Genomic DNA, 14,462 nt, shown 5'->3' on the forward strand with positions numbered 1-14,462 from the left:
ATGCCCACGAAGAGAGGTTGGACTCGCATGTCTGTGCCAGGCGTCAGTGGCAAGACGGTCCTGATCACCGGTGCCGCCGGTGGTATCGGAACAGCAACAGCTCGAGCGTTTACAGAGGCCGGGGCCAATGTGGTTCTCACGGATATCGGCCCGGCGCCGATCGAATCGCCGTGGGATGCCGCAAGCGTCTATGTCCGGGCCGACGTCACGGACCCGGATGCCGTTGCGGGCTTGTTCGACCACGTCAAGGAACTCCATGGTCAGGTGGACGCGGTGGTCCATGCGGCAGGCGTGCTCACCACCGGGCCGGTGTCGGAATTGACTGATTCGGAATGGGATCGGGTCCTGACCGTCAACGCGACCGGGACGATGGTCGTGACACGGGCCGCTTCCCGCGTTCTGCGTGGCCCGGCCTCGATCACGGTTGTCTCCTCCAATGCCGGGGCTGCGCCCCGTGCGGGGATGGCGGCCTACGCGGCATCCAAGGCTGCTGCAACCGCATTCGTCCGATCTCTGGGGCTGGAGTTGGCGCCGCTGGGCATCCGCTGCAATGTCATCTCGCCGGGCTCGACCGATACCGCGATGCTTCGGGGAATGTGGGACACACCCGATGGGTCGGCGACCACCATCGCAGGCTCGCCGGAGAGTTTCCGGTTGGGGATCCCGCTCGGCCGCCTGGCGGATCCGAGTGAGATCGCCGGGTGTGCAGTATTTCTCGCCTCCGCTGCCGCCCGACACATCACCCTGCATGACCTGCGGGTCGACGGCGGGGCCACCTTGGATCAGTGAGCAGTGAGGTGTCTGACTGGTGCATTCAAGTTAAGTGTGCCTACACTAACTTTTGGCCAGTGTTTCGTGACCACATATAGAAAGTGGAGGACCGTCTGTGGCAATTCCGGCGATTGATCCGTATGAACTGCCGAGTGCATCGGTGATTCCGGAGAACAAGGCACCCTGGGTGCTGGCGCCGGAGCGCGCAGCTCTGCTCATACACGACATGCAGAACTATTTCATCGATGCCTATCAGGTCGATGCCGAACCGATGGCCACGGTCATGCCCAACATCGCGGTGATCAGGCAATGGTGTGCGCGACTGCAGATCCCGGTGATCTTCACCATGCAACCGGGCGACCAGCATCCTTCTCGTCGGGGCCTGTTGGCCGATCTGTGGGGTCCGGGACTGACCGTCGGCCGCGACACCGAGGTGGTCTCCGAGCTGGCACCGCTGAGCACCGACATCCAGGTGACGAAGTGGCGTTACTCCGCGTTCCAGCGCACGGACCTGCGTGAGCTGCTCTCACACCACGGTCGAGATCAGCTGTTGGTCACCGGCGTCTACGCGCACATGGGCTGCATGCTGTCCGCCGCCGAGGCCTTCATGACCGACATCCAGCCGTTCTTCATCGCCGACGCCACCGCCGACTTCAGCCGGGATGAGCACGAGATGGCGTTGTCCTATGCGGCCAAACGCTGCGCCGTGGTCACCACCACCGACGACGTGATCAGCGTCCTGCGCCATGCCGCCGCTGCCTGAGTCCGGCGGGAGTGCCTCCCTGTCAACCGAGTTGGACGGAGTGGTTCCGTATCCGCCGGAGGTGGCTCAGGGTTACCGCGACCGCGGGTTCTGGACGGGCGAAACCCACTGGGAGATGCTGGAAAGCTCTGTTGCCCGCAATGCCGGCATCGTTGCCGTGCGCGACGAACGCCGAACCGTGACGTACGGCGAACTGCGCGACAACGCACTCTCGCACGCCGACACCCTGTCCGCGATGGGGATCGGGCGCGGGGACCGGGTGGTCGTCCATTTCCCCAATGTCGTCGAGTTCGTCGAGATCACGTTCGCGCTGTTCGCAATCGGCGCGGTGCCGATCTTTGCGTTGCCCGCACACCGCCGTAGCGAGATCCGGTACTTCATCGAATTCGCCGAGGCTGCAGCGTATGTGACTGTCGACAAGGCGGCCGGATTCGACTACGGACGCCTTGCCGGTGAATTGAAGAGCGAGTTCGGTGACCTGCAGACGGTGGTGCTGCCCCACGGTGCGGAGAATCCGGCAGTCGGAGAACGCAATCCGTACCGGTGCGCTGCGTTGCCCTCGGATCTGGCTTTTCTGCAATTGTCCGGCGGGACCACCGGGCGTCCGAAGCTGATCCCACGCACACATGACGACTACCTCTATTCGGTACGCGAGAGCAACCGCATCTGCGGCGTCACCTCGGACACGGTGCTGCTGGTGGTCCTGCCGGTGTCGCACAACTTCACGATGAGTTCGCCGGGAATACTCGGTGCGTTCCACGCCGGCGCCACGGTGATCCTGGCCCCGAACCCCAGTCCGGACACCGCATTCGAACTGATCGAACGGCACCGGGTCACCATGGTCTCCCTCGTTCCGCCGGTTGCGCTGGCCTGGATGAACTCGTCGCTGCGGGAAACCCGTGACCTGTCGAGTCTGCAGACGATCCAGGTCGGTGGGGCCAAGTTCAGCCAAAGCGCGGCCGAGCGAATCGAAACCGACCTGGGCGCACGTCTGCAACAGGTGTTCGGAATGGCCGAGGGTTTGGTCAATTACACACGCCTCGACGACGACATCACCACGGTGACCACGACCCAGGGCCGTCCGATCTCGCAGGCCGACGAGGTCCGGGTTGTCGACGACAATGACCGCGACCTGCCGCGGGGGCAGGCCGGGCACCTGCTGACCCGGGGGCCGTACACGATCCGCGGTTATTTTCGGGCAGCCGAACACAACGCGAAATCCTTTACCGCCGACGGTTTCTACCGCACCGGAGACATCGTCACGCAAGACGAACGCGGCTATCTCACGGTCGTGGGCCGAGCGAAGGATCAGATCAATCGCGGGGGCGAGAAGATCGCACCCGAAGAGGTCGAGAACCATCTCCTGGCACACGAGTGGATCCACGACGTCTCGGTTGTCGGCATCCCCGACGACCATCTCGGCGAGCGCAGCAAAGCGTATGTGGTGTTGCGCGCCGAATATGCCTCCACACCACCGACTTCGCTCGCGATCAGGAAGTTTCTGCGAGAGCGTGATCTGGCGGCCTACAAGATCCCCGACGTTGTCGAGTTCGTGACGGAGTTCCCGCGCACCTCGGTGGGCAAGATCTCGAAGAACGATCAACGAACACCACGGCCGGAGCCGGCGCGTTGAAACGCCGGGCACCGAGAAGTGCACTGACAGAAATGGACAAGGGTGAGTGATGTGAGCGGTTCCACCGTGCTGTCGAGGCAGCGCATCGTCTCGGATATCGCCGAACTACTCGATGTGGCACCGGAAGAGCTGACCGAGGACACGAATCTACTTGATGCCGGACTGGATTCGATCCGCTTGATGTCGCTGGTCGAGAAGTGGCGCACGGCAGGCTCTCCCGGTGCCGATTTCGTGAATCTGGCTTCCGAGCCGGTGGTCGGTGTGTGGCTCGACGCGGTGGCCGTCGAAGAAGAACCCGGGTCAGCCCAGACCTGTTGAGCTCGATCAACCAAAGCAATGTGGTTGGGCCGGCGTGGTTGCAGATCAGTCGACCACCGGCGATGACCGGCGAGGAAGGAATGACAATGGCCATCGGCGATGGTTCTCCCGCGGACGTGGTGGGTGTGGGCTTCGGCCCGTCGAACCTCGCGTTGGCGATCGCGATCGATGAGCACAACCGATCGGTTGACTCGGATCGCCGGATCGTGGCGAAGTTTGTGGAGAAGCAACCACGTTTCGGCTGGCATCGGGGAATGTTGTTGCCCGGCACGACGATGCAGATCTCATTCCTCAAAGACCTGGTCACACAGCGCAATGCCTGCAGTGAGTACTCGTTTCTCAACTACCTGACGCAGCAAGGGCGGTTGTCCCACTTCATCAATCATCAGAGTTTCTTCCCGACCCGGGTCGAGTTCAGCGATTACCTGACCTGGGCGGCCCAGAAGGTCGACGCCGATGTGGCCTACGGCGCGCAGGCCAGTGGTGTGGAATGGGACGGCGAGTTCTTCGAGGTCAAGGTCGCCGGTCGGCCTTCCATTCGGGGACGCAATCTTGTTGTCGCAGCGGGTCTGACGGCGAGTCTGCCCGACGGCATACAACCGAGCCCGCGGGTGTTCCACAATCATCGGCTTCTCGATCATCTGGCCGCATTGCCGGAACAGAAGCACCACCGGTTTGTCGTGGTCGGAGCCGGGCAGAGCGCCGCGGAAGTCACCGCCTACCTCCACGACACGTATCCGGGGTCCGAGGTTCATGCGGTCTTCGGGAAGTACGGGTACACCCCGGCCGACGACAGTCCCTACGCCAACCGGATCTTCGATCCCGAAGCGGTGGTGGACTTCCATCAGGCCTCGGCCGGTCTCCGTCAGCAGTTGCTCGACTACCACCGCGGCACCAACTATTCGGCGGTCGACCTCCCGTTGATCGAAGAGCTGTACCGGCGGGAGTACCAGGAGCGGGTCAGCGGCAATCGGCGGCTGTTCGTCCGGGGCGCCTCCGAAGTCGGCAAGGTCATCGACTCCGAATCCGGGGTGTCGGTGCGGATCTGTCATCGTCCGAGTCAGGCGATCGAGGAGATCGATTGCGACGCAATCATCTTCTCGACCGGCTTCCGTCCGACGGGACTTGTCGACCTGCTGGGTCCGCTGGGCGATGAATGTGCGGCCGACGAACACGGACGGCCGGTTGTGGCCCGGGATTACCGGGTGATGACCAGCGATCGGGTCGGCGGTGCAATCTATCTGCAGGGCAACACCGAGCACACGCATGGACTGACGTCGTCGTTGTTGTCGAACCTCGCGGTGCGGTCCGGTGAACTCGTCACGTCGCTGGCCGGGGCCGGCGTCCCGAGCATGATCTAGTGCCCCGACACCGGTTCCTCCGCGGTCCGCTCGGACCGGCCGAGGAATGCACATGGAATGGTCATGACTAAGGTGAGCGTAACCAATTGTGACGTAGGTAATCCATGTGCGGAGAGGGTCGTGAGGTCGGCGGCGAAATGAAGGCAGAACACAACATCGGCCGGTTACCCCGGTGAATCTCCGTTCCGGTGCCATACCTCGGTCCGACCTCCGTAAAAGCAGTGAAGCCACCAGTGGGACGGACGTGGCGAAGAAGCGGCCGGACGGACTGGCCGCGACCAACACACGTCGAATGCTGGGCGCCCTTGTCGCCCTTGCCGTGCTGGCGGTGGTGTGTCTGCTCAGCGTTGCGATCGGATCCAGGGACATCCCGCTGGGAACCGTTTGGCAAGCGCTGTTCTCGCCTGAGAACTCCAACGATCACATCGTGATCCGTGAACTGCGCATCCCGCGAACGGTCCTCGGCCTCGTTGTCGGGATGGCGTTGGGGGTCTCGGGCGCACTCATCCAGGCAACCACCCGAAACCCGCTGGCCGACACCGGCATCCTCGGTATCAACGCGGGTGCGGCGTTTTCGGTCGCACTGGCGGTCAGCGTTTTCGGTCTGAGCGGCCTCATGTCGAACGTGTGGTTTGCCTTCATCGGCGTGATCGTCGTGATGGTGGTCGTCTACATCGTGGGATCCTCTGGGCGCGGGGGCGCCACGCCGATTCGGTTGACGCTTGCCGGCGTCGCGGTCGGAGCGGTGTTCCAGGGCGTCACCACCGGAATGATCCTGCTCGATCCGGCTGCCTTCGACCAGATGCGCAACTGGATCGCCGGATCGATCTCCGGGCGCGGCCTCGATGTCACCTATTCGATTCTCCCGTTTGTCGTGATCGGGCTGATCATGGCCGTGAGCGTGGCCCGATCGCTGAATGCGGTGGCACTCGGCGACGATCTCGCCCGTTCCCTTGGCGCCAACATCGTGCGGACGAGGATCATCGGTTTTGCGGCGGTGACCCTGTTGTGTGGTGCCGCGACCGCAGCGGCCGGACCGATCGGATTCGTCGGGCTGATGGTGCCTCACGTCGCACGCTGGATCGTGGGACCCGATCAACGTTGGATACTCGCGTACACCCTGATCGGCGGCCCGATTCTGATCTTGCTGTCCGACGTCGTCGGACGTCTGGTGATCCGTCCGGGGGAGATGCCGGTGGGTATCGTCACCGCGTTCGTCGGTGCTCCCGTGCTGATCTTCCTGGTCCGTCGCACGAAGGTGAGTGGGCTGTGAGCATCGATGTCCGCAAAACGCCGACCGCGACGGTGACAACCTCGAAGATCGACTTCGGCCGCCGCCTCGTGGTTGTGCGACTACCTGGCACCGGCCTGTCCGGAAGGTTCGATGTACGCGCCATCTCGGTGGTTGCCGTCCTGGCCGCGCTGGCACTCGTGGCGGCTGTGATCGCGCTCGGTACCGGCGACTATCCGGTCGCGCCCGGCCGTGTCGTCAACGCGATCTTCTCGGACGGCACCCGGCTCGAAGAGCTGGTGGTGATGAAGTGGCGGATGCCCCGGGTCTTGCTGGCCCTGGTTCTCGGTGCGGCGCTGGGCATCAGCGGCGCAATCTTCCAGTCGATCACCCACAACCCGCTGGGCAGCCCGGACATCATCGGGTTCAACACCGGCGCGTACAGCGGTGCCCTGGTGGTCCTGCTCGTGGTCGGCGGTACGGGTTACTACGGCACCGCGGCCGGCGCACTCGTGGGCGGGGTGGTCACCGCGTTGCTCGTGTACGTCCTTGCCTTCAAACGCGGGGTCCAGGGGTTCCGGTTGATCATCGTGGGAATCGCGATCAGCGCGATCCTGCAATCGGTGAACACCTGGCTGATTCTCAAGGCGGATCTGGAGGCAGCGATGTCGGCCGCGACGTGGGGTGCCGGCTCGCTCAACGGGCTCGGCTGGAGTCAGGCCGTACCGGTGTTCGTCATCCTCGGGGTTCTGATCGTGCCGACCGTCTGGGCCGCGTATCGGATGCCGGTCCTCGGCATGGGCGACGACGCCGCGAAAGCGCTGGGGATCCGCACCGAACGGACCAGACTCGGCCTGATCGTGCTGGGGGTCTCGCTGACCGCGGTGGCCACCGCCGCAGCGGGCCCCATCGCATTTGTGTCCCTGGCAGCGCCGCAACTGGCCCGGCGACTCACCCGTAGCGCCGGGGTGGCGCTGGTGCCTGCGGCCGCGATGGGTGCGCTGCTGCTCATCGTGAGCGACCTGATCGCCCAGCGGGCCTTCGCGCCGAACCAACTTCCGGTGGGAGTTGTCACCGTGTCGGTGGGCGGGCTGTACCTGGTGTGGTTGCTCGCCCGGGAAGCCCGACGACAATGACCCCCTCGACGAGGAGTGAGATGGACAAGGTTGACATGGCGGCGGCGGGTGGCGAGGCGGCGGTGGCGACATCTGACCGGCTACAGGCCCGCGACATCACCATCGGCTACGACAAACGGGTCATCAGTGAATCGCTGAGCGTCCAGATTCCGGACGGCGCGTTCACCGTGATCGTCGGGCCGAATGCCTGTGGCAAATCGACGTTGCTGCGGGCTCTCTCCCGCCTGCTGACGCCGACCAGCGGCTCGGTGTTGTTGGACGGCAAGGCGATCAACTCGTATCCGGCCAAAGAAGTGGCCCGCAAGCTCGGACTTCTGCCGCAGGCGTCCATCGCCCCTGACGGCATCCGGGTCGCCGACCTGGTGGCCCGTGGCCGGTATCCGCACCAGAAGCTGATCCGGCAGTGGTCGAACGACGACGAAACCGCCGTTGTCGATGCGATGGAGGCAACCGGTGTCACCGAACTGTCCGGACGCCTGGTCGACGAACTCTCCGGTGGGCAGCGACAGCGGGTCTGGGTCGCGATGGTGCTCGCCCAGCAGACACCGTTGATGCTGCTGGACGAACCGACGACATTCCTCGACATCGCCTATCAGATAGACCTTCTCGAGTTGTGCAGCGACCTCAACCGCAATCAGGGACACACCCTCGTCGCGGTCTTGCACGACCTGAACCACGCCTGCCGGTACGCCGACCACATCATCGTGATGAAGGACGGCCGGATCGTTGCCGAAGGGCGGCCCACCGAGATCGTGACAGCCGAACTCGTCCATGACGTGTTCGGGCTGCCCTGTCGGATCATCGATGACCCCGAGTCACATACGCCGCTGATCATTCCGCTCGTCAGGCGCTGACTGCCGTTGTATCCGATCCGGCCACGATCTCGAAGGCGGTGGTCGGATGAACACGTTGTCTCGCACCCACCGCCGGCCGACGCTACGGCGAGGCGGGGGTGATGTCGGCGGTGAGCGCGATCTCGACGGGCGCTCCGCCCGGCAGGACGTAGACACCGATGGCACTGCGCGCGGGTAGTCCGGCCGGGCCGAATCGCTCGACCAAGACCTCCGTGGCACCGTCGGCGACCCGGGACAGGTCGGTGAAATCCGGTGCGCAGGCAATGTAGACGACCATCTCGACGCATCGGAAACACTCGGTCTCGTCGATCATCGACGACACCGCGGTCAGGGCGTTGCCGACTGCGACCGCGGCCGCGTCGCGGGCGGCGGTCAATCCGACCTCCGCGCCCACGCGGCCGGTGATCAGCAGGATTCCGTCGCGACGCGGTGTCATGCCGGCGGTCCGGATCGTGTTGCCGGAGCGGGTCGCCGCCACGTACAGCCCTTGGGGGCGGGGAGCTTCAGCCGACACCGAGCGCCACCCCCTCTTGTCGCGGATCGCTGCCGCCGCTGAGGATCCCGCGTGGATCGAGCGAGATGATCTGGGCACTTCCGTCGGCACCCATCGGTGGCAACACCTTCACCTGATGTCCGGCGCGGGAGAGTTGTTCTCGGACACCGACATCGATCGACGCTTCGACACGAAGCTCCGGCGGTGCGCCGATGACATCGGCGTCGGAACCGGGATAGACGGTGAACCGTGGCGCCTCGACGGATTCCTGCGGGTCGAGTCCGTGGTCGAGAAGGTGGGACAGCAACTGCATGTTCCACTGCACCTGCCCGTCGCCGCCTGGCGTGTTGCCCACGTGCATCAGTTCGCCGGAGCGGCCGGTGACCACCCAGGCGTTGAGGGTGTGCAGTGGTTTACGCCGGGGTGCCACCTCATTGGGGTGCCCGTCGATCAGGTAGGCACCGCGGCCCAACCGATTGTTGAGCACGATGCCGGTGCCGGGAACCGTCATCTTCGCGCCGAAGGTGAAGGCGAGCGAGTGGATGAAGCTCACCGCCCGCCCATCGGAATCGACAGTCACCAATGACGTGGTGTCACCACCGCCGACCGCGAACTGCTGCGAGGGGGTCGTCAGCATGCGGGCCCGACCGGCAGAGATGTTGTCCGGGTGCAGAATTCGCGTCACTGCATCATTGTCGGATGCACTCCAGCGGAACCGGTCCTCGAACGCTATCCGCGCGGCGTTCGCGAACTGATCGATCGCGGCCGCACTCAGCAGGGGAGAGGCGCCGACATCGGAACACAATGCTGCCTGCTGCAGGACCATCCACCCGGGTGTGGGAAGTGGTGTCTGGTGGATCGTCGCCCCGGCGTAGTCGCCAGAGATGGCGGCCTCCGGATGCACGTCCCATCCCTGCGCCCACTCGTCGCCGGAAAACGGTGCGCCACCGTCCCGCAGGGTGCGGACGCACCGCTGTGCCAGGTCGCCCCGATAGAACGCGCGCGGATCGGCGGCGAGCTCCCGGATGGTCTTGGCGAGATCGGGCTGAGGTAGTCGTGTGCCCACCAGTGGTACCTGCCCGGCATCGGTGAACCGGCTGCTCAGGTCCCGGTCGCGCTGGATTGCGCCCAGTGCGGTGTGGACGTCGTTGCGGGTCTTGGCCGAACAGGGGAGTCCGCCGTTGGCCAGGACTGCCGCAGGTTCCCACAGTTCGGCGAGACTGCGGGTGGCGCCGTGTCGGTGCAGGGCGGCCAGCGCCGCGGGTGCGCCCGGCACGGAGACGGCGAGGGCTCCGTCGAGGGGGATGGCGCTCAGACCCCGTTCGCGATAGAACTCCGGGGTACCCCCGTCCGGACCGAAACCGCTTCCGCCGACCGTCCACACCCGACCGTCGGGTTCGGCGACCACGGCGAATGCGTCACCGCCGATGCCACATTGGCCGGGGAGCGTCAACCAGGTCACCGCGGCCATCGCGAGCGCGGCATCGATCGCATTTCCACCGTCGGCGAGGACCGAGGCACCGGCCTGGCTGGCCAAGGGGTGGCTCGACGAGACCATGGCACCGGCGGCCAGTGTCGGTGGCCGGAGCGACCTGGTGGTCATGACTTGCGGAGCTTGCGCCGGCGGGGCCCCTCCGGGGGCTCGTTGGGATCGATGCCGACGAAGATCTCCCCGTCGCGTTCCTGGACGGGATAGGTCTTGATCGGCTCGGTGGCCGGTGGACAGATGGGTTCGCCGGTCTCGAGGTCGAATGCGCTTCCGTGGCAGGAGCAACCGATGCCGTCCTGGACGAGCTTTCCCGACGACAACAGGCAGTCGAGATGCGAACAGTAGTTGGACGTGGCGTAGGCCTTCCCGTCCAGACGTGACACGGCGACCTCGTAGTCGTCGGCATAGAACCGACGCACGATGCCTTCTGGTACCTGTCCCGAGCGGGCAACTCTCTTGAATTCCAAGGTTTCCTCCAGTGCGTGGGACCGCAACGGGTCAGGGTGTGGGATTGAGATAGATGGTCTTTTCCGACTGGTAGAACTGCATCAGCGTCGGTCCGGCCTGTTCTTTGAACGTCTGGGTGCTCGAGTCCTTGTACCCGCCGAAGGGTGCGTTCATCGCCATACCGGTTGTCGGCTGGTTGATCTTGACCAAGCCGGTGCGCGAGCGGTTGGCAAAACTGTTGGCGTGGGCCAGGTTCTGCGTGACGATCGAGGCGGTCAGGCCGAACTCCGTTGCGTTGGCAAGCGTGAGCGCCTCCTCGAACGACGTCACCCGCTGGAATGCCAACAGGGGACCGAACACCTCTTCGGTCACGATGCGCATGTCCGGTGCGGTGTCCGTAAAAACTGCCGGGCGGACAAAGAAGCCGTCGCGCAGTTGTTCGTCGGCGCAACGGGTTCCGCCGGATACGAGGTGCGCGCCCTCGTCCGTTCCGATTTGGACGTAGTGCAGGTACTTGGCCAGCTGGGCCTCGCTGGCGAGGGGTCCCATGGCGACACCGGGTACGGTGCCTGCGCCGACGACGAGGTCCTCGGCCAATCCGACCACCCGCTCCAGGAGAGCGTCGTGGATGGTGGTGTCGGCGATCACCCGACTGGTGCCGGTGCAGGCCTGGCCCGAAAGGCCGAAGGCGCCTTTGACGATGAGGGCGGCGGCCTTGTCCAAGTCCGCGTCGGCCAGGACCACAACCGGGTTCTTGCCGCCCATCTCGAGTTGCACCCGCCGGGCCGGCCCGACCTCGCGGTGGATCACTCGCCCTACGTCCGTGGATCCGGTGAAGGTCACCGCATCGACCCGTTCGTCGGCGACGACTGCGGCACCGGCCTTTCCGTCGCCCTGGATCAGGGCGATCGCCTGCGGTGGCAGGCCCGCGTCGAGCAGTGCCTCGACCAGTCGTTGCCCCATCAGCGGCGTCAGTTCAGATGGCTTGAACAAGACCGCGTTTCCGGCGGCCAGGGCGGGCCCGATCTTGCGGGACGGGATGTTGAGTGGAAAGTTCCATGGGGTGATGGCGCCGATGACCCCGAATGGTTCCCGAACCGTGTAGACGAGACCTTCGCCCGGTGACGGATAGGTGGCGCCGGTCGCGCGTGTTGCCTCGCCCGCGTAGAAACGCAGGTTCATCGGGGTCCGGCTCACCTCCATCCGGGCCTCGGCGGCGGTTTTGCCCTCTTCCCGGATCAATTCCGAGACCAATGAGTCGGCGCGCTGCTCCAAGAGCGTGGCGGCGGCCTCCAGGATCGTCGCCCGGCGTTCGGGAGGGCTCTGTGACCACTCGGAGAAGCCGGCGACCAGGCCGTCGACGGCTGCGCGTACGTCGTCGGAGTCGGAGTCGGGGAACGAACCGATCACATCGGCCGGATCCGCCGGATTGCATCTGGAGAACCGTTTTCCGGACGTAGACGGAATCCATTGTCCTGCTACGAAGTTCATGCCTTCGATACTCATGTCAATTCACCATCTGTTCGTCGATTTCCCACAGATCCGCGTCTTCGTCGGCGAGGATCCGACGATCGACGGGTTGTCCTATCAGTTCCCGTGCGGCCATGATGTCCTCGCCACGATCGATCGCGAACGCCGCACGCAGGACACCTTCCTGCAGGTAGAAGGCGGCGAACTCGCCGGAATCCTGGTCTCCCCGGATGACGAGGTCGGTGGCGCCCTGGGTGCTGCCGGTCAATTGGATGTTCATCCCGTACTGATCGGACCAGAACCAGTGGGGATCGTCAGAGGCGGTTTCCCGGCCCAGGATCGCGTTGGCGACGACACCGGCCTGGCGGTTGGCGTTGTCGAAATGCTCGACCCGGCTCGAGCCGGCCTCGGACACGCGGCACGCGACGTCCCCGGCAGCGTAGATGTTGGGGATACCGGTGCGGCCGGATTCGTCCACGACGATTCCGCCTGCGGTCGAGAGCCCGCTGGCGGCCGCCACCTCGACGTTGGGTTCGATCCCGATCCCGACCACGACGGCGTCCGCTTCGACGATGTGCCCATCGGACAGGGTGATCCGGACTCCCGCATCCGAGGTCGTCACCTCGCGCACCAGCGCGTCGGTTCGGATCTCGACGCCGCGTTCGCGGTGCAAACCGGTGCAGAACTGCGCCATCTCAGATCCGAGGACCGCGACCAGTGGAAGCGGTCCGCGCTCGAGAACCGTGACCGAAACACCAAGACCGACTGCGGTCGAAGCGATCTCGAGTCCGATGAAGCCGCCGCCGATGATCGCGAGCCGAGCGCCCGGAACGAGACGCTGCGCCAGCGACATCGAGTCGTCGAGCGTTCGTAGATGGTGGACGAGATCAGGCCGGCTGCCGGTGGTCTCGATGGTGCGGGGACGTCCACCGGTCGCGAACACCACGGCATCGACGTCCAGGAGTTCTCCGGTATCGAGTTCGATGCTGCGGTCGGAAGGACTCACCCGCCGCACAGTTGTCCCGGTCCTCAGTTCGATCGCGTTCTCCGAGAGCCACTTCGGGGTCAGCAATGCAAGTGATTCGGCTGACTCGCGGCCCGAGAGGAACTCCTTGGACAGCGGAGGGCGCTGGTAGGGCGCATGCGGTTCGGCGCCGAGCAGGACGATGCGCCCGTCGAATCCGCGCCGGCGTAAGGTCCTGGCGACGACGGCGGCGACTTGACCTGCACCAACGGTCGCAACGGTGGTCGTCATGATGGATCATCCTCACGGGAGTCGTTGTGGCCGCGCCGGATGCGCGGCGTCGGATCGAGATAGACGGTGTCGTCGTAGATCGCGACACCGTAGGTGGGCTGGCAGAGGTCCTGGTCTTCCTCGTAGCCGGTTTCCAGGTCGAAACGCCATTGATGTCCGGGACAGATCACCCTCCCGTGGAGCAGGGTGCCCTTGATCAGCGAGCGGTCCTGGTGGACGCAGAGGTCGGCAAAGGCGTAGATCTTCTCGCCCGTACTGAAGAGGGCGATTCCGATACCGTCGACCTCGATGCGTAGCTTCCGGCGTCGCGTGACTTCTTTGGTGGTGGCCACCGCCACCCAGTGCTGGGGCGGCGCAGTGGACTGGGGTGCGTCGTCGAGCATGGGGGTTTTCCGTTTCTCCCGAGGTGGTCGAGTCCGTGGTGGTGGTCCGGCCCGCGCGAGGATCCGCGGGCCGGACCACAATTCGGCCGGGGATCAGGCCGACGCGAGCTCCAGGTCTGGCGCGACGTAGGTGTCGTACAGGCCCTTGGTGTAGGAGAAGCGCATCTCCGCGCCCCACCGCACCAGCTGCAGGCAACGCTGCTGCAACTGCGGGGTGTCCGCGCAGTCGAGAACGATCTGATATCCACGTTCGCCGTGAACCACGTCCGAGGTGATGTGCAGATCGAAGAACTCGATCTCGTCCTCGGTGAACCCGTAGACCTCACGCAGCGGGACGATCTGCTTCTTGTAGATGCTGGGCACCTGCGACTCCAGTCCGACCACCAGCGCAGCGGTCGCCACCACAAAATTCTCGCGAGACGACACCGCGTAGCACCACGACTGCAGGCCACGGGTGATGGCACTCATGTTGCTGGGATCCTCGATGCGTTCCTTGGTGGTGCCGCAGGCTTCACCGAACTTGATGAGGAGGTCGGTGTGCCGGATGTCGGCGAGTTCTTCCTCGTACATGTTCTGCAGGGTGAAATCTTTGGCATCGGTGTAATGGTCGGGGGTGTTGGAGTAGATGTTCGCCAGGTAGTCGGAGAACGGTCCGACGTAGTGGTAGTGGTTCTCGGCCCACCGGGCGAAGTGGTGCTTTTCGAGTTTGCCCTCCGCCCAGGCCTTGCTGAAGGAAGCGTTCTTGGCCTCACGGCCTTTGATCGCACCTTCCAGCGCGGTGCGGAACTCATCGCGTCCGAGCAATTCGGTCATGGTATTACCTCTCGAGGATGTTCGATTCGTGTGCAGGGCGCAATC

General features: G+C 64.8%; 15 protein-coding genes. 8 read left to right on the plus strand and 7 right to left on the minus strand.

Features of this window, described 5'->3' with window-relative positions:
* Nucleotides 1–27 precede the first annotated feature (27 nt).
* The 8 genes from AC1TPF_RS23885 to AC1TPF_RS23920 all read left to right on the plus strand — a co-directional run bounded on the left by AC1TPF_RS23885 (nt 28) and on the right by AC1TPF_RS23920 (nt 8,067).
* Entirely contained in the window at nt 28–789 is a 762-nt protein-coding gene (locus AC1TPF_RS23885; protein WP_482140191.1) for an SDR family oxidoreductase, read from the plus strand.
* 97 nt (nt 790–886) lie between these two features.
* Nucleotides 887–1,534, plus strand: coding sequence for an isochorismatase family protein (locus tag AC1TPF_RS23890; RefSeq protein ID WP_482140189.1), 648 nt, complete (start codon nt 887–889; stop codon nt 1,532–1,534).
* Entirely contained in the window at nt 1,518–3,167 is a 1,650-nt protein-coding gene (locus AC1TPF_RS23895) for a (2,3-dihydroxybenzoyl)adenylate synthase (protein ID WP_482140187.1), read from the plus strand. The genes AC1TPF_RS23890 and AC1TPF_RS23895 overlap by 17 nt, the downstream gene beginning before the upstream one ends.
* A gap of 51 nt (nt 3,168–3,218) precedes the next feature.
* Entirely contained in the window at nt 3,219–3,485 is a 267-nt protein-coding gene (locus tag AC1TPF_RS23900; protein ID WP_482140185.1) for a phosphopantetheine-binding protein, read from the plus strand.
* An 86-nt stretch (nt 3,486–3,571) separates the two neighbouring features.
* Nucleotides 3,572–4,846, plus strand: a complete 1,275-nt coding sequence (locus tag AC1TPF_RS23905; RefSeq protein ID WP_482140183.1) for a lysine N(6)-hydroxylase/L-ornithine N(5)-oxygenase family protein — start codon at nt 3,572–3,574, stop codon at nt 4,844–4,846.
* Nucleotides 4,847–5,138: 292 nt separating this feature from the next.
* Nucleotides 5,139–6,119: a FecCD family ABC transporter permease gene (locus AC1TPF_RS23910; protein WP_482141411.1), complete on the plus strand. Its 981-nt coding sequence runs from the start codon at nt 5,139–5,141 to the stop codon at nt 6,117–6,119.
* Entirely contained in the window at nt 6,116–7,213 is a 1,098-nt protein-coding gene (locus AC1TPF_RS23915; protein WP_482140181.1) for a FecCD family ABC transporter permease, read from the plus strand. The genes AC1TPF_RS23910 and AC1TPF_RS23915 overlap by 4 nt, the downstream gene beginning before the upstream one ends.
* 20 nt (nt 7,214–7,233) lie before the next feature.
* Nucleotides 7,234–8,067 (plus strand): ABC transporter ATP-binding protein, encoded by an 834-nt coding sequence (locus AC1TPF_RS23920; RefSeq protein WP_482140180.1) that lies wholly within the window; start codon nt 7,234–7,236, stop codon nt 8,065–8,067.
* A gap of 82 nt (nt 8,068–8,149) precedes the next feature.
* Here AC1TPF_RS23920 and AC1TPF_RS23925 read toward each other — a convergent pair whose 3' ends face one another.
* The 7 genes from AC1TPF_RS23925 to AC1TPF_RS23955 form a co-directional block, all read right to left on the minus strand.
* Nucleotides 8,150–8,581 carry a RidA family protein gene (locus tag AC1TPF_RS23925; protein WP_482140178.1) on the minus strand — a complete coding sequence of 144 codons (432 nt, stop codon included), beginning with the start codon at nt 8,579–8,581 and terminating at the stop codon, nt 8,150–8,152.
* Complete coding sequence (locus AC1TPF_RS23930) at nt 8,571–10,163, minus strand: gamma-glutamyltransferase family protein (RefSeq protein WP_482140176.1); 1,593 nt, start codon at nt 10,161–10,163, stop codon at nt 8,571–8,573. Before AC1TPF_RS23930 ends, AC1TPF_RS23925 begins: the two co-directional genes overlap by 11 nt.
* Nucleotides 10,160–10,516, minus strand: a complete 357-nt coding sequence (locus AC1TPF_RS23935; RefSeq protein WP_482140174.1) for a Rieske (2Fe-2S) protein — start codon at nt 10,514–10,516, stop codon at nt 10,160–10,162. Before AC1TPF_RS23935 ends, AC1TPF_RS23930 begins: the two co-directional genes overlap by 4 nt.
* 31 nt (nt 10,517–10,547) lie before the next feature.
* The gene (locus AC1TPF_RS23940) at nt 10,548–12,002 is read right to left on the minus strand and encodes an aldehyde dehydrogenase family protein (protein ID WP_482140172.1); all 1,455 of its coding nucleotides are present in this window, start codon (nt 12,000–12,002) and stop codon (nt 10,548–10,550) included.
* Nucleotide 12,003: 1 nt separating this feature from the next.
* Nucleotides 12,004–13,224 (minus strand): NAD(P)/FAD-dependent oxidoreductase, encoded by a 1,221-nt coding sequence (locus AC1TPF_RS23945; protein ID WP_482141409.1) that lies wholly within the window; start codon nt 13,222–13,224, stop codon nt 12,004–12,006.
* A complete protein-coding gene (locus tag AC1TPF_RS23950; protein WP_482140170.1) occupies nt 13,218–13,604 on the minus strand; it encodes a Rieske (2Fe-2S) protein in 387 nt (128 codons plus the stop codon). The genes AC1TPF_RS23945 and AC1TPF_RS23950 overlap by 7 nt, the downstream gene beginning before the upstream one ends.
* Nucleotides 13,605–13,697: 93 nt before the next feature.
* Entirely contained in the window at nt 13,698–14,417 is a 720-nt protein-coding gene (locus AC1TPF_RS23955) for an iron-containing redox enzyme family protein (protein WP_482140168.1), read from the minus strand.
* Nucleotides 14,418–14,462 lie beyond the last annotated feature (45 nt).

This window comes from Williamsia sp. Y853, assembly GCF_056786495.1.